The following is a 15,588-nucleotide window of genomic DNA, read 5'->3' on the forward strand; positions in this document are numbered from 1 at the left end:
CATTGCGCCGCCGCGCGGAGGCACTGTTCGAGACGGTGCCGCGCCGGACACCGCTGACCACGAACACTCCACCGCCACCGCCACCGTCGCCGCCGAGATCGACTCCGGCATCGGCTCTTCCGGCTCCGGCTCCGGCTCCTGCCTCGGCTCCCGCTTCCTCTCGGGGTTCGGCGCCCGCTCCCGCGCTCGCTCCCGACCCGGCTCCTGCGTTGGCTTCGGTTCGCGCACCGGCTTCCGCGCCGGGTTCGGAGCCCGCTGTGGCTCCTCCGGCTTCGGCTCCGGCGGCTGAGCGGGGGGCATCGCGGGCCGCCTCGGTGCAGGAGGTCTCCCGTGGGCGGCCCCGGGTTGGGCCGCATCGGCCGCGTCGGGTGGCCGATGATGTACGGGCTGTGGCTCCCGGGGCGGCTGCCCGGGCTGCGCCCTCCTGGGCGGTGGCGGGTCGGCCGGTACGCCAGGCAGATGTTCCGGCGCCGGTGTTGGGTGCGGGCGATGGTGAGGGCCGCCTGGGGCGGGTGCGGGCCGCTGTGCGGGAGCGGCTGCCTGTCTGGGTGCAGTCACGGTGCGGGCTTGAGCCCAGGACGCTGGCCGCGCTGGCCGTTGTTCTCGTCGTCGGTGCGGTCTTCGCCGCGCAGCATTTCTGGGCGGGGCGGCCACAGTCCGTACAGCCGCCGCAGGTTGTCGGTGCTGGGCAGGTCGCCGAGCGGCCGGAACCGTCGCCGGGGCCGCCTCCGACGATGGCCCCCTATGGGCCGGGCGGGCCCGGTGAGGGGCGCATCGTCGTCGATGTGAGCGGCAAGGTACGGCAGCCGGGTATTCACCGGCTGCCTGCCGGGTCGCGGGTCGCCGACGCGTTGCGGGCCGCCGGCGGCATCAAGGCGGACGCGGACACCGCCGGGCTCAACCGCGCGCGCCTCCTCATGGACGGCGAGCAGGTGGTGGTGGGGGTGCCCGCACCGGTAGGGGCTGCCGGGGGCGGGGGCGGGGGTGCGGCGGCTGTCGGTGGGACCCCAGGGCCGATCGGTCTGAACGCCGCTACCGCCGAGCAGTTGGAGACGCTGCCCGGGGTCGGTCCCGTACTGGCGCAGCACATCATCGACTACCGGACCGAACACGGCGGGTTCCGTTCCGTCGACGAGCTCAGCGAAGTCAAGGGAATCGGCGACCGCCGGTTCGCGGATCTACAGCCTCTCGTACGGCCATGACGCGCCGCCCGGCAGTTCACGTCGCGTCCGGACATCGGCTGGGGGCGTCCGACCCCTGGCAGGAAGGGCCGGCCGATCTGCGTCTGGTGCCGCCCGCGCTGGCCGCGTGGGCTGCGGCTTCCGTGGCGGTGGGGGCCTCGGGCCGCTGGGCGGCCGGGTTCGTGTTGGCGTGCGTGGGCGTAGCGGCCGGGCTGCTGGTGGTCCGGGCGTGGCGGGCAAGGCACGGGGCCGCGGTCCGGCGCGGGCTGAGCGTCACCGCTGTCGCCGCCGCGCTGCTGTGTGCGGCGGCAGGGGCCACCTCGGCCGGGTTGCACGCGGCCGATCTCCACCGTGGCCCCGTACCGGGCCTGGCGCACCAGTACGCGCAGGTCACGGCGGAACTGACGGTCACCTCGGACGCCCGCACGACCCGCCCGCGCGTGCGCGGCGACCACACACTGCCGACGTCGGTCGTGCTCAACGCCGACATCACCCGCGTGACGTGCGGGACTGTCAGCTCCGCCGTACGTACACCGGTCCTGCTGATCGCACCGGCCCGAGGGCCGGCGGCGGCCCAGTGGCAGCGGCTGCTGCCGTCCACCGGGCTGCGGCTCACGGCGCGGCTCACACCCCCGACGGGCGGCAGCGGCGGCGACCCCGTCGCCGCAGTGCTGCGCGTGCCGGACGGCGAACCGCCGAAGACGGTCCGCCCGCCAACCGACGTGCAGCGCACGGCCGGTGGTCTCAGGGCCGGGCTGCGCGAGGCCACCGACGGGCTCGCTCCGGACGCGCGGGCACTGCTGCCGGGGCTGGTCGTCGGTGACACCTCCAGGGTGCCGCCCGAACTGCACGAGGCCTTCGAGGCCACCGACCTCACGCACCTTCTCGCCGTATCAGGAAGCAACCTCACGATCATTCTGATCCTGCTGATCGGACCGCCCGGCACGGCCCTGCGCGCCGAACGGGGAGGGATCGCCCCGCGCCTCGGCATCCCCCTGCGGGCGACCGCGCTGCTCGGCGGGGCGCTCACGCTCGCCTTCGTCGTCGTGTGCAGGCCGGAACCGAGCGTGCTGCGGGCCGCGGCGTGCGGGCTCATCACGCTGCTCGCCATCGGTACGGGCCGCCGCAGGCAGCTGATCCCCGCCCTGGCGGCCGCCGTCCTGCTGCTCGTCCTGTACGACCCGTGGCTGGCCCGCAGTTACGGGTTCCTGCTCTCCGTACTGGCCACCGGCGCCCTCCTCACCATCGGCCCGCGCTGGAGCGCCGCGCTGCGACGGCGCGGCGTGCCGCCGAGGCTTGCGGAGGTGCTGGCCGCGGCAGCCGCCGCTCAGGCGGTATGCGCGCCCGTCGTCGCCATGATGGCGGCCAGGGTGAGCCTGGTGGCGATCCCCTGCAACCTGCTCGCGGAGTTCGCGGTGGCTCCCGCGACGGTGCTCGGGTTCGCGGCCCTGGCGGCAGCTCCGGTGGCGATGCCCCTCGCCGAACTGCTGGCCCGGTGCGCGGGGTGGCCGGCCGGGTGGATCGCCTCTGTCGCCCGTACCGGGGCCGCGCTGCCCGGCGCGGAGATCGACTGGCCGGGCGGCTGGCACGGCGGGCTGCTGCTGGCCGCCGTGACGGCGGTGGCCGTGTTCGTGGCCCGCAGACTGCTGCGCCACCCCTGGCTGAGCGCGGCCTGCGCGCTGCTCCTGGTGCTCGCGATCCTGCGGCCGGCGCCGCTCACCCGGATCATCACCGGATGGCCGCCGCCGGGCTGGAAGTTCGCGATGTGCGACATCGGCCAGGGAGACGCCTCCGTCCTCGCGGCGGGCGAGGGAACGGCCGTTGTCGTCGACGCGGGTCCGGACCCGCAGCAGGTCGACCGCTGCCTGCGCGAGCTCGGCGTCACCCGGGTCCCGCTCGTTGTGCTCACCCACTTCCACGCGGACCACGTGGCGGGGCTGCCGGGTGTGCTGCGAGGCCGTTCGGTGGGCGAGATCCGTACGACGACGCTTCAGGAGCCCCTGGAGCAGAGTGCGTTCGTGCGCAGGACCGCGGCAGCCGCAGCAGTGCCGCTACTCGCGACGGCCCCGGGGGAGCGGCGCCGCATCGGGCAGCTGTCCTGGCAGACGCTGTGGCCGCCGCCCCTCCCGGTACCGACGCCCGAAGAGCCGAACGACGCCAGCGTCACGCTCCTCGTCCGCTCCGGCGCGCTCACCCTGCTGCTCCTCGGCGACCTCGAACCCCCGGCACAGCAAAGGCTGCTGAGAGCCCATCCGACACTCCCGTCCGTGGACGTCCTGAAGGTCGCGCACCACGGCTCGGCCTACCAGGACCCCGCCCTGTTCGCCCGCGCCCGCCCCCGGCTCGCTCTGGTCTCCTGCGGCCGGGACAACCCGTACGGCCACCCCTCGCCGCGCACGCTCACGGCGCTGCGCACGGGTGGGGCCACGGTGCTCCGCACGGACACGGACGGGGCGATCGCCGTGACCGGCTCGGGTCCCGGCCTGCGGGCGGTGCCCGCGGGTCCGGGGTCCGCGGGCTAGACGAGCCAGTCGCCGTCCCTCATCAGTTCGCGCTCGGCCAGCTCGTTCTCCTCGCGCCACGCCTTCACAGCTCGCGGGGTGATGCGGAGGTACACCCAGGTCGTCCGGTTCCGCGGGTCCCAGCCGTTGAGCTTCGCGGCGAAGGCGTCGGCGGACTCCGGTGCGAGGTCCGTTCCCTCCACAGGCTCGGCGGTGCCCTCGATCAGCACCACGTCCCTGGTGTGGCCGAGGGTGACCCGTACCTCCCCGGCGGGTGTCAGGTTCCGTGCCGTCGGGTTCGTACGACTGGTGCACATCAGGAGCGTGTCCCGGTCCCAGACGAAGGACAGCGGGACGAGACACGGCTCGCCGTCCGCCGACGCCGTGGCGACCCACAGGTCGTCGTCCTTCGCCAGCCGGTCCAGTACGTCCTGCTTGCGCTGCTCCCGGCTGCGCGCCGGTTCAGTGGTCGTCATGCCCGGCACGCTATCGACGGGGTATGCCCGCGTGCCTCGGCCAACCGACCTAGGACCGGAGGTCAGGCGGACGTCAGGCCCGTTCGAGCCATCCCTCGTACTCGCCGGCCAGTGCGTGCAGCGCCCCGGGGTCGAGACGCCGGCCCGGGTCGTCCACCACGACCAGCCACTGCGCGTCCTCGGCATCGTCCTCGCCGGCCAGCGCGTCCCGTATGAGCTGCGGCTCCTCGACAGCTCCGAAGCGCTCGCCAAGCTCCAGGGCCACCTCCTCGGCGGCGTCCCGATCCGGCAGTACCAGTACGTGTCTCACTTCGCTCACCTGCCCATTCTCCAACACGAACGGGACTGTCAGTGAGCCATGGGATGCTGGACCACGATGGCCACCAGGAAGAATTCGACCGACGATCCGCTCGCCGCCCTCACCCTCGCCGTGGGGCAGGAGGACCTGCTGCTCGACCGTGCCGTGCAGCAGGTGGTGGCGGCCGCCCGCGCGGCCGACGCCGACACCGACGTACGTGACCTCACGCCCGACCAGCTTCAGCCCGGCACGCTGGCCGAGCTGACAAGCCCGTCGCTCTTCGCCGAGCGCAAGGTGGTCGTCGTGCGGAACGCGCAGGACCTCTCCGCCGACACGATCAAGGACGTGAAGTCCTACCTCGAAGCCCCCGTCGAGGAAATCACGCTCGTACTGCTCCATGCGGGTGGGGCGAAGGGGAAGGGGCTGCTCGACGCGGCGCGTAAAGCGGGGGCCCGCGAGGTCGCCTGCCCCAAGACCACCAAGCCCGCCGAGCGCCTGTCGTTCGTACGGTCCGAATTCCGCGCGCTGGGCCGCTCCGCGACCCCCGAGGCGGGCCAGGCCCTGGTCGACTCCATCGGCAGCGACCTGCGCGAGCTGGCCAGCGCCGTCTCCCAGCTCTGCGCGGACGTGGAGGGGACCATCGACGAGGCTGTCGTCGGGCGGTACTACACGGGCCGCGCCGAGGCCTCCAGCTTCACGGTCGCCGACCGCGCCGTGGAGGGCCGGGCCGCCGAGGCCCTGGAGGCCCTGCGCTGGTCGCTTTCCACCGGCGTCGCGCCGGTCCTGATCACCAGCGCGCTGGCCCAGGGCGTACGGGCCATCGGCAAACTGTCCTCCGCCCGCGGCGGCCGCCCCGCCGACCTCGCCCGCGAGCTCGGCATGCCTCCGTGGAAGATCGACCGCGTGCGGCAGCAGATGCGCGGCTGGACACCGGACGGCGTGGCGCTCGCGCTGCGGGCCGTCGCCGAGGCCGACGCCGGCGTCAAGGGCGGCGGGGACGACCCGGAGTACGCGCTGGAGAAGGCGGTCGTTACCGTCGCCCGCGCCGCCCGTCACAAGTAGCACAAGTAGCAGCAGCACAAAGGCCCCGGCCGCCGTCCTGGGGAGGACGGGCGAACGGGGCCTTCGCGTCAAGCCATGAAGCCATGAAGCCTGTGAAAGCTTTGGTGCGCCGCACCCGCGTGGCGAACGCAGGCCGCGTGCGGCGCGGAGGTGCCGGATCAGGAGCGGAAGAGAGGGCCCGCTGAGTCCCTACCGGCGGTCGTGCAGGTGGTGCAGGTCATTCAAGTGAGTGCTCAGCCCTGCAGGGAGGCAACCTTGTGCGCCAGCGCCGACTTCTTGTTGGCGGCGGCGTTCTTGTGGATGACACCCTTGGAGACTGCCTTGTCGAGCTTCTGCGAAGCCTCGCGGACGGCCACAGTGGCCTTCTCGAGGTCGCCCGCAGTGACAGCCTCGCGGGCCTTGCGGATCGCGGTCTTGAGCGAAGACTTGACGGCCTTGTTACGCAGGCGCGCCTTCTCGTTCGTCTTGTTCCGCTTGATCTGGGACTTGATGTTCGCCACGAAAGAGCCTCTACAGGTTCGTTGGATCTTCGATGAGTGCCGCGCCGCTTAGAGGGCATGCGAGACACAGCTGCTCAGCGTACCAGCGGCCCGCCTGACGGCCCAAACCGAGGCCCGCCGCCCGTCCGTGGGACCATGGAAGCTACGTATCGATCCAACATCGCCCCGAGACGAGACCCTGCGTGCCCGCGACTCCTACCAACGTGCCCGAGCCGAGCCGTACCGACCCGGCGCTGATCCGCAATTTCTGCATCATCGCGCACATCGACCACGGCAAGTCGACCCTTGCCGACCGGATGCTCCAGCTGACCGGTGTGGTCGACCAGCGGCAGATGCGTGCCCAGTATCTCGACCGGATGGACATCGAGCGCGAGCGCGGCATCACGATCAAGTCCCAGGCCGTCCGCCTTCCCTGGGCGCCCAACGAGGGCCCGGACGTGGGGACGACCCACATCCTGAACATGATCGACACCCCGGGACACGTGGACTTCACGTACGAGGTCTCGCGGTCGCTCGCCGCCTGCGAGGGCACGGTGCTCCTCGTCGACGCCGCCCAGGGCATCGAGGCGCAGACCCTCGCCAACCTCTACCTGGCGATGGAGAACAACCTCACGATCGTCCCCGTCCTCAACAAGATCGACCTGCCGGCCGCCCAGCCGGAGAAGTTCTCCGAGGAGCTGGCGAACCTCATCGGCTGCCAGCCCGAGGACGTGCTCAAGGTCTCGGCGAAGACCGGTCTCGGCGTGGACGCGCTGCTCGACCGGGTCGTCAAGGACGTACCGGCTCCGGTCGGGAACGCCGACGCCCCCGCCCGCGCGATGATCTTCGACTCGGTCTACGACTCGTACCGCGGTGTCGTCACCTATGTACGTGTCATCGACGGTGGGCTCAACAAGCGCGAGCGCATCCGCATGATGTCCACCAACGCGACCCACGAGCTGCTCGAGATCGGCGTCTCCTCCCCGGAGATGACGCCGTCCGACGGCATCGGCGTCGGCGAGGTCGGCTACATCATCACCGGCGTGAAGGACGTCCGTCAGTCCAAGGTCGGTGACACGATCACCTCCCTGCACAAGGGCGCCACCGAGGCCCTCGGCGGCTACAAGGACCCGAAGCCGATGGTCTTCTCGGGTCTGTATCCGCTGGACGGCTCCGAGTACCCCGACCTGCGCGAGGCGCTCGACAAGCTCCAGCTCAACGACGCCGCCCTGGTGTACGAGCCCGAGACCTCCGCGGCGCTCGGCTTCGGCTTCCGCGTCGGCTTCCTCGGCCTCCTGCACCTCGACGTGATCCGCGAGCGCCTGGAGCGCGAGTTCGGGCTCGACCTGATCGCCACCGCGCCCAACGTGGTCTACCGCGTCGTCATGGAAGACCGCAGCGAGCACACGGTCACCAACCCGAGCGAGTTCCCCGAGGGCAAGATCTCGGACGTGTACGAGCCGGTCGTACGGGCCACGATCCTCGCTCCCAGCGAGTTCATCGGCGCGATCATGGAGCTCTGCCAGACCCGCCGCGGCACGCTGCTCGGCATGGACTACCTGTCTGAGGACCGCGTCGAGATCCGCTACACCCTCCCGCTCGCGGAGATCGTCTTCGACTTCTTCGACCAGCTGAAGTCCAAGACGCGCGGTTACGCCTCCCTGGACTACGAGCCCACCGGCGAGCAGGCGGCCTCGCTCGTCAAGGTCGACATCCTGCTGCACGGCGACCGGGTCGACGCGTTCTCCGCCGTCACGCACAAGGACGCGGCGTACGCGTACGGCGTGCGGCTCGTCGCCAAGCTGCGCGAGCTCATCCCGCGCCAGGCCTTCGAGATCCCCATCCAGGCGGCCATCGGCTCCCGGGTCATCGCCCGCGAGACCATCCGCGCCATCCGCAAGGACGTCCTCGCCAAGTGTTACGGCGGTGACATCTCCCGTAAGCGGAAGCTGCTGGAGAAGCAGAAGGAAGGCAAGAAGCGGATGAAGATGGTCGGCAGCGTGGAGGTCCCGCAGGAGGCCTTCATCGCGGTGCTGTCCAGCGACGACTCCGGCGGCAAGAAGAAGTAGTCACGACATACGACAGCATGTGCGAAAGCGCCCTCCGTACTCACGGACGGGCGCTTTCGTATGTGAGGAGACGCTGGTGACGGCGGTGCCGTTCCGTTATGAAGCCGCGTGCCGCAGGCCCTTACGCCCCGGGCACTCGCGCTTTACTCTGATCACCACTCGAAGGTTACTCGCCAGTTAAATACCAGCCAGCCGTGCAGTATGCGCAGGCCCGGAGGACGTCGTGAGCGACACACAGACCTTGATCGAGAACCGGCCGCCGTCGGTGGCGACCCTCTTCATTGAGCGCGTGGCTGCCACGCCCGATGCCGAGGCCTACCGCTACCCCGTACCGGCCCCCGCCGGGCAGGGAGCCGACGCCTGGAAGTCACTGAGCTGGGGACAGGCGGCCGAGCGCGTGTACGCCATCGCCGCCGGCCTCATCGACCTCGGCGTACAGCCCGAAGAGCGCGTCGCGCTCGCCTCCAACACCCGCGTCGAGTGGATCCTCGCCGACCTCGGCGTGATGTGCGCCGGCGCCGCGACGACGACGGTCTATCCCTCGACCAACGCCGAGGAGTCGGCGTACATCCTGGCCGACTCCGAGAGCCGGGTGCTGATCGCCGAGGACGCGTCGCAGCTCGCCAAGGCGCGCGAGCGGCGCGCCGACCTGCCGAACCTCGCCCACGTCGTCGTCATCGACGCCACCGGCGTCGAGCCGGCCGAGGACGACCCCGAAGGCTGGGTGCTCACCCTCGCCGAGCTGGAGGTGCGCGGGGCGGCGTACCTGGAGAAGCACCCGCAGGCCGTCACCGAGCGGGTGGAGGCCATCACCTCGGACCAGCTCGCGACGCTCATCTACACCTCCGGCACCACGGGCCGCCCCAAGGGCGTACGGCTGCCGCACGACTGCTGGTCGTACATGGCGAAGGCCACGGTGGCGACCGGGCTCATCAGCGCGACGGACGTGCAGTACCTGTGGCTGCCCCTCGCGCACGTCTTCGGCAAGGTTCTGACCTCCGGGCAGATCGAAGCCGGGCACGTCACCGCCGTGGACGGCCGGGTCGACAAGATCATCGAGAACCTGCCGGTGGTCCAGCCGACGTACATGGCCGCCGTGCCGCGCATCTTCGAGAAGGTCTACAACGGCGTGGCGGCCAAGGCGCGGGCCGGCGGCGGCGCGAAGTACAAGATCTTCCAGTGGGCGGCCGAGGTCGCCCGTGAGTACGCCAAGGTCACGCAGGACAACTTCCGCCGCACGGGCACGGCCTCCGCGCCCTTCGGCCTGACCGCCAAGCACAAGGTCGCCGACGCCCTCGTCTACGCGAAGATCCGCGACGCCTTCGGCGGGCGGCTGCGCGCCTGCGTCTCCGGCTCGGCGGCGCTCGCGCCCGACATCGGCTTCTTCTTCTCCGGCGCCGGCATCCACATCCTGGAGGGTTACGGGCTCACCGAGTCCAGCGCCGCCTCCTTCGTGAACCCGGGCGAGGCGTACCGCACCGGCACGGTCGGCAAGCCGCTCCCCGGCACCGAGGTGCGCATCGCGGACGACGGCGAGATCCTGCTGCGCGGCCCGGGCATCATGCAGGGCTACCACCAGCTGCCCGAGAAGACCGCCGAAGTGCTGGAGCCGGACGGCTGGCTGCACACCGGGGACATCGGCGAGCTGTCGGTCGACGGATACCTGCGCATCACGGACCGCAAGAAGGACCTGATCAAGACGTCGGGCGGCAAGTACATCGCGCCGGCCGAGGTCGAGGGCCAGTTCAAGGCGGTGTGCCCGTTCGTCTCCAACATCCTGGTGCACGGCGCGGACCGCAACTACTGCACCGCGCTGATCGCACTCGACGAGCCGACGATCCTCGGCTGGGCCAAGGACAACGGCCTGGAGGGCAAGTCGTACGCCGAGGTCGTCGCCGCGAAGAAGACCGAGGAACTCATCGAGGGCTATGTGAAGCGCCTCAACGAGGGCCTGCAGCGCTGGCAGACGATCAAGAAGTTCCGGCTGCTGCCGCGCGACCTGGACATCGAGCACGGCGAGCTGACGCCGAGCCTCAAGCTCAAGCGGCCGGTCGTCGAGCGCGAGTACAAGCACCTCATCGAGGAGATGTACGCGGGCTCGCGCGAGGCGTAGAAGAGGGCAACAGCTGACAAACCGGTGGCGCGGGCGGGGCCGACAACGGCTTCGCCCGCGCAGTACCTCCACAACTTCGGCACATTGCGACCACTTCGGTGACTCGGCGCTTATGTGCGGCCTCAGTCTGTCACTCTGTTCCATGTCGCCAGCGGCGGCGTAAACAGAGAACCGACGGGGAGCCGGCCAGTGGGGTCCATTCCGAGGCAGCGGGAGAGTACGTACCGCTCGACGCACCTGCCGGGCGGCCTGTCCGACCCGCACTCGGCCGCCTGGACCAGCCTGCCGGGGAACCCGCTCGCGCCCGCCGCCGCCCGGCGTTTCGTCCGGGCGGCGCTCGCCGAATGGACCGGGCTCGGGCTGCCAGCCGCCGACGGTTTCACCGACCAGCTCGCGGACGACGCCGTGATCCTCGTCAACGAGCTGGTGACCAACGCGGTCGTCCACGCGGGTACCAACGTGGAGCTGGTGTGCCACCTGGAGGAAGCGACGGAGGACGATCCCGCCGCTCTTGTCGTCGAGGTCTCCGACCACCACCCCGCCCGCGTCGTACGGAACGAACCCGGCGGATCGCCGACGACCGGCGGCCACGAGTTCGGGCGCGGCCTGCACCTCGTCGCCGCCCTCTCCACGTGCTGGGGCGTCACCTACCGCACCGGCCTCAAGACCATCTGGGCCCGGATCGCCATCGACGGCGTTCTCCCGGGCCTGCTCCCGGCCATGCCTCCTGGACCGGCCGACATGGCCGACCAGGCGCTCCAGCGCGGGCTGCGCGCCGCCGAGATTCTCGCGCCCGTACCGCGGCGGACCGCGCGCGAGTACGACAGCGACTGGATCAACCGGGGTGCGCTCTCGTTCCTCGCCGAGGCGTCCGACCTGCTGACGGGCCAGTTCGACGAGGACATGATCGCGGCGCTCGCCGCGCAGCTCCTGGTACCGCGGCTCGCGGACTGGTGCGCGGTGTGGCTGGAGGAGGAGGGCGCGGCGCCCCGCCTCGCCCGCGTCTGGCACCAGCGCGAGTGCAGCATCGAGGAACTGCGCGGGCGCGTCGAGAAGGAGCCGCCCGCCGTGCCGGACTCTGCTCGCGGCGGGCCGGTGCCGGTGCCGTGGCCGGGCGTGGAGGATCCGGGGAGCGCTGAAGGTACTGCGGACACCGCGAGTACCGCCGACACCGATGGCGCCGCGGTCGCGTACCGGCTGATCGCGGGCGGGCGCGGGCTGGGGACGCTGATGCTGGGGCGAGCGGGACTGACGCGGATGCCCGACGAAGTGACCGGCCTGATCGAGGACTTCGTACGCCGGGTCGCGCTGGCGGTCGCAGCCGCCCGCCAGTACACCCGGCAGGCCACCATCAGCCGTGTTCTCCAGCGGGCCCTGCTGCCGGGTCAGATGGCCGACATCCCGGGCATCGAGAAGGCCCTCGTCTACGAGCCGCGCGGGCAGGGCGTCGCGGGCGGCGACTTCTACGACGTCTTCCCCGGCGCGAGCGGCAGCTGGTCCTTCTCCCTCGGCGACGTCCAGGGTAACGGGCCTGAGGCGGCGGTCGTGACCGGCCTCGTCAGGCCGTGGCTGCGGCTGCTGGCGCGCGAGGGCCGGGCAGTGGGGGAGGTGCTGGGGCGGCTCAACGGGCTGCTGCTGGACGACGCGGTGGAGGCGGCGGAGGCGACGGCCAGGATGGCGGTGGCCGGGGCTTCAGCAGTTCCCGGCGCTGCTGGAGGACCCGCCGGCCTTGCTGGACCCGTCGGCCTGCGCGATGCGCCGCCGCAGCCCCGCTTCCTCTCGCTCCTGTACGGCGAGCTGGTGCCGCTCCCGGCCGAGGACGGCGGTGGGGTGCGCTGCACGCTCGCCTGCGCCGGGCATCCGCTGCCGCTCGTGCTCCGGCCCGACGGGAGCGTACGGCCGGCCGCCGTCTCCCAGATGCTGCTCGGCGTCCTCGACGACGTGACGTACGAGAGCGAGACCTTCGTCCTCCACGCGGGCGACACTCTGCTGTGCGTCACGGACGGCGTGACCGAGCGGCGCTCCGGGCGGCGCATGTTCGACGACGCGGACGGGCTGGCGGCGGCGCTCGGGCGGTGCGTGGGGCTGAGCGCGCAGGGGGTCGCCGAACGGATCATGCGCGAGGTGCACGACTTCTCGCCGACGCCGCCCGACGACGATGTGGCTCTGCTGGTCCTCCAGGCGATGTGACCCAGGCAATGTGACCGGAGCTGTGACAATGGGGGCATGCCTTCTGTACTGCCCGACGGTGAGCCCATGCCCGAAGACGGGGCGCTGCCACCGCACGCCCTGGCCGGCGCGGCCGAGCGGCCGCTCGGCTTCTACCTGCACGTTCCGTACTGCGCGACGCGCTGCGGCTACTGCGACTTCAACACCTACACGGCGACCGAGCTGCGCGGCTCGGGCGGTGCGCTGGCCTCGCGCGACAACTACGCGGACACGCTGGTGGAGGAGGTGCGCCTGGCGAGGAAGGTGCTCGGCGACGACCCGCGTGAGGTACGGACGGTCTTCGTGGGCGGGGGTACACCGACGCTGCTGGCGGCGGGTGATCTCGTACGGATGCTGGGGGCGATCCGGGACGAGTTCGGGATCGCGGACGACGCGGAGATCACCACCGAGGCGAATCCGGAGTCGGTGAATCCGGCGTATCTGGAGGAGCTGCGGGCCGGTGGCTTCAACCGTGTCTCGTTCGGGATGCAGAGCGCGAAGCAGCACGTGCTGAAGATTCTGGACCGTACGCATACGCCGGGGCGGCCGGAGGCGTGCGTCGCGGAGGCGCGGGGGGCGGGCTTCGAACACGTAAACCTTGACTTGATCTACGGCACGCCGGGGGAGAGCGACGCGGACTGGCAGGCGTCGCTGGACGCGGCGATCGGGGCGGGTCCTGACCACGTGAGTGCGTACGCCCTCATCGTGGAGGAGGGGACGCAGCTGGCGCGGCGGATCCGGCGGGGCGAGGTGCCGATGACGGACGACGACGTACACGCCGACCGGTACCTGATGACGGAGTCCGCGCTGTCGGCGGCGGGTTTTGAGTGGTACGAGGTGTCGAACTGGGCCACTTCGGATGCGGCGCGGTGCCTGCACAACGAGCTGTACTGGCGCGGGGCGGACTGGTGGGGCGCGGGTCCTGGTGCGCACAGCCATGTGGGTGGGGTGCGGTGGTGGAACGTGAAGCACCCGGGGGCGTACGCGCAGGCGCTGGGGGAGGGGCGGTCTCCAGGGGCCGGGCGTGAGGTGCTCCCGGCGGAGGACCGGCGCGTGGAGCGGATTCTGCTGGAGCTCCGGCTCGCGGACGGCTGCCCGCTCTCGCTGCTGGCGCCGGCGGGGTTGGCTGCGGCGGAGCGGGCGTTGGGGGAGGGGCTGCTGGCTGCGGAGCCGTTCGGTGCGGGGCGGGCGGTGTTGACGTTGCGGGGGCGGTTGCTGGCGGATGCGGTGGTTCGGGACCTGGTGGACTGACCCTGGCGCGGGTGGGGTGTGCGGGTTGCCTGCGGCGCTGTTCGCCTACCCGCCCCTTCCCGCCGGATAGTGCCGCGTTGCGGCAACTTTCAGCCCGTCCGGCGTTTGAGGACACGCCCGGAGGGCGTCCGGGGCGGGGGGCTTGCCCCCCAGTTTCGGGAAGGGGCGGGTAGGGGGCAGCGCCGCAGGCAACCCGCAGCGCACCCCCGTCAGGGTCCCGGCGCCGTCACGAAATCGATCAGCTCCTCCACCCGCCCCAGCAGCGCCGGCTCCAGATCCCTGTACGAGTGGACAGAGGCCAGAATCCGCTGCCACGCCGCCCCCGTGTTCTCCGCCCAGCCCAGCGCCGCGCACACGCCCGTCTTCCAGTCCTGCCCACGCGGCACCTTCGGCCACGCCCGGATGCCCACCGCGGACGGCTTCACCGCCTCCCATACGTCGATGTACGGGTGGCCGACGACCAGGACGTTCGCGTCCGAGACCTGCGCCGCGATGCGGGACTCCTTCGAGCCCGGGACCAGGTGGTCGACCAGGACGCCCAGGCGCGCGTCCGGCGCCGGGGCGAAGTCCGCGACGATCGCGGGCAGGTCGTCGATGCCCTCCAGGTACTCCACGACCACGCCCTCGATGCGCAGGTCGTCGCCCCAGACCCGCTCGACCAGCTCCGCGTCGTGGCGCCCCTCGACGTAGATCCGCCCGGCACGCGCCACCCGCGCCCGTGCCCCCGGTACGGCCACCGAGCCCGACGCCGTACGGGCCGGCCGGGGCGCCGCGGTGGAAGGCGGGCGTACCAGGGTGACCACGCGGCCCTCCAGGAGGAAGCCGCGCGGCTCCATCGGGAACACCCGGTGCTTCCCGAAGCGGTCCTCCAGGGTGACGGTCGGCCCCTGCGCCGTCTTTTCGCAGCGGATCACCGCCCCGCAGAACCCCGTGCCGACCTCCTCCACGACAAGATCGACCTCGGCGGGAACTTCGGGAACGGGGACGGGCTTCTTCCAGGGCGGGGTGAGATCCGGCCCGTACTGTCGGCTGCGCATGGGGCCATTCTGACGTGACACCGGGACGTCACACCCCGACATCACCCCCCGACATCACCCCCCGACGTCACACCCCGACACCACGCCCTGGCGTCACACCTCGAATCGCGCCGCCAACGCGTCACGCTGCTCTCGCACGTACGCCGCGTTCACCACCGCCCCGTGCCCCGGCACGTACGCCGCGTTCTCGCCGCCCAGCGCGAGCAGCCGGTCCAGGGCCGCCGGCCAGCGCGCGGGGTGGGCGTCCGGGCCCGCCTGGGGGGCGCCCGACTCCTCCACGAGGTCGCCGCAGAAGACGACCTCGGGGTTGCCCGGCACCAGCACCGCCAAGTCGTGACCGCTGTGCCCGGGTCCGATGTTCGCCAGCAGCACCTGGCGGCCGCCGCCCAGGTCCAGCGTCCACTCGCCGCACACGGTGTGGTGCGGCGCGACCAGTACGTCCGCCGCCTCCGCCGCCGCGCCCCGGTCGACACCGTGCCGCACCGCGTCGTCCCGCAGCGCCTCGCGGCCGCGCCGCAGCAGATCGTCGATGCCGACCGCCCCGTACACCTCCGTTCCCGAGAACGCCGCCGTGCCGAGGACGTGGTCGAAGTGCGGGTGGGTGAGCGCGATGTGCGTCACTCTTCGGCCGGGGCCCAGAAGGCGCTGCGCCTCGGCGCGCAGCTGCGCGCCCTCGCGCAGCGTCGCCCCGGTGTCGATGAGCAGCGCCCTGCCGTCACCCCCGGCTACCAGGCCCACCGTCGCGTCCCAGACGGGCATACGCCGCCGCCCCACGCCCGGTGCGAGCCGCTCCCAGCCTGCCTCTTCCCAACTGAGGTCCATACCCCGACGCTAGACCCATCCCCGGTGCCGGCGCCCGCTGAACAGGGCCGTCGCGCGGTGACTGGCGCGGTAACGTGACCGGCCGCCCTTG

At 71.9% G+C, this 15,588-nt stretch carries 12 protein-coding genes; 7 read left to right on the forward strand and 5 right to left on the reverse strand.

Annotated features, from left to right (window positions below; genetic code table 11):
- Positions 1-431 precede the first annotated feature (431 nt).
- Both J7E89_RS34650 and J7E89_RS34655 read left to right on the forward strand, forming a co-directional pair.
- Positions 432-1,202 carry a helix-hairpin-helix domain-containing protein gene (locus J7E89_RS34650; RefSeq protein WP_374196955.1) on the forward strand — a complete coding sequence of 257 codons (771 nt, stop codon included), beginning with the start codon at positions 432-434 and terminating at the stop codon, positions 1,200-1,202.
- A complete protein-coding gene (locus J7E89_RS34655; protein WP_214979467.1) occupies positions 1,199-3,703 on the forward strand; it encodes a ComEC/Rec2 family competence protein in 2,505 nt (834 codons plus the stop codon). The genes J7E89_RS34650 and J7E89_RS34655 overlap by 4 nt, the downstream gene beginning before the upstream one ends.
- Here J7E89_RS34655 and J7E89_RS34660 read toward each other — a convergent pair.
- Positions 3,700-4,158 carry a pyridoxamine 5'-phosphate oxidase family protein gene (locus J7E89_RS34660; protein ID WP_214979469.1) on the reverse strand — a complete coding sequence of 153 codons (459 nt, stop codon included), beginning with the start codon at positions 4,156-4,158 and terminating at the stop codon, positions 3,700-3,702. The two genes, J7E89_RS34655 and J7E89_RS34660, sit on opposite strands and share 4 nt — an antisense overlap.
- Positions 4,159-4,231: 73 nt before the next feature.
- The gene (locus J7E89_RS34665) at positions 4,232-4,477 is read right to left on the reverse strand and encodes a hypothetical protein (protein WP_214979471.1); all 246 of its coding nucleotides are present in this window, start codon (positions 4,475-4,477) and stop codon (positions 4,232-4,234) included.
- 57 nt (positions 4,478-4,534) lie between these two features.
- On the opposite strand from J7E89_RS34665, the gene holA reads away from it, so the two are divergent.
- Positions 4,535-5,518, forward strand: a complete 984-nt coding sequence (holA, locus tag J7E89_RS34670) for a DNA polymerase III subunit delta (protein WP_214979473.1) — start codon at positions 4,535-4,537, stop codon at positions 5,516-5,518.
- 233 nt (positions 5,519-5,751) lie between these two features.
- Here the strand turns inward: holA and rpsT are convergent, their stop codons facing one another.
- Positions 5,752-6,018: a 30S ribosomal protein S20 gene (gene rpsT, locus J7E89_RS34675; protein WP_214979475.1), complete on the reverse strand. Its 267-nt coding sequence runs from the start codon at positions 6,016-6,018 to the stop codon at positions 5,752-5,754.
- Between the two features lie 182 nt (positions 6,019-6,200).
- Here rpsT and lepA point away from each other — a divergent pair, with 182 nt between their 5' ends.
- The 4 genes from lepA (at position 6,201) to hemW (ending at position 13,638) form a co-directional block, all read left to right on the forward strand.
- The gene (gene lepA, locus J7E89_RS34680) at positions 6,201-8,066 is read left to right on the forward strand and encodes a translation elongation factor 4 (RefSeq protein ID WP_214979482.1); all 1,866 of its coding nucleotides are present in this window, start codon (positions 6,201-6,203) and stop codon (positions 8,064-8,066) included.
- A 223-nt stretch (positions 8,067-8,289) separates the two neighbouring features.
- Positions 8,290-10,179, forward strand: coding sequence for a long-chain fatty acid--CoA ligase (locus J7E89_RS34685; RefSeq protein WP_214979485.1), 1,890 nt, complete (start codon positions 8,290-8,292; stop codon positions 10,177-10,179).
- Between the two features lie 189 nt (positions 10,180-10,368).
- Positions 10,369-12,369 carry a SpoIIE family protein phosphatase gene (locus J7E89_RS34690; RefSeq protein ID WP_374196956.1) on the forward strand — a complete coding sequence of 667 codons (2,001 nt, stop codon included), beginning with the start codon at positions 10,369-10,371 and terminating at the stop codon, positions 12,367-12,369.
- A 36-nt stretch (positions 12,370-12,405) separates the two neighbouring features.
- Complete coding sequence (gene hemW / locus J7E89_RS34695; protein WP_214979487.1) at positions 12,406-13,638, forward strand: radical SAM family heme chaperone HemW; 1,233 nt, start codon at positions 12,406-12,408, stop codon at positions 13,636-13,638.
- Between the two features lie 209 nt (positions 13,639-13,847).
- Here the strand turns inward: hemW and J7E89_RS34700 are convergent, their stop codons facing one another.
- On the reverse strand, positions 13,848-14,675 hold the full coding sequence (locus tag J7E89_RS34700) for a DUF3097 domain-containing protein (protein ID WP_214979489.1): 828 nt from the start codon (positions 14,673-14,675) through the stop codon (positions 13,848-13,850).
- A 93-nt stretch (positions 14,676-14,768) separates the two neighbouring features.
- The gene (locus J7E89_RS34705; RefSeq protein ID WP_214979491.1) at positions 14,769-15,497 is read right to left on the reverse strand and encodes an MBL fold metallo-hydrolase; all 729 of its coding nucleotides are present in this window, start codon (positions 15,495-15,497) and stop codon (positions 14,769-14,771) included.
- Positions 15,498-15,588 lie beyond the last annotated feature (91 nt).

This window comes from Streptomyces sp. ISL-100 (genome assembly GCF_018614615.1).
Taxonomy (GTDB): domain Bacteria; phylum Actinomycetota; class Actinomycetes; order Streptomycetales; family Streptomycetaceae; genus Streptomyces.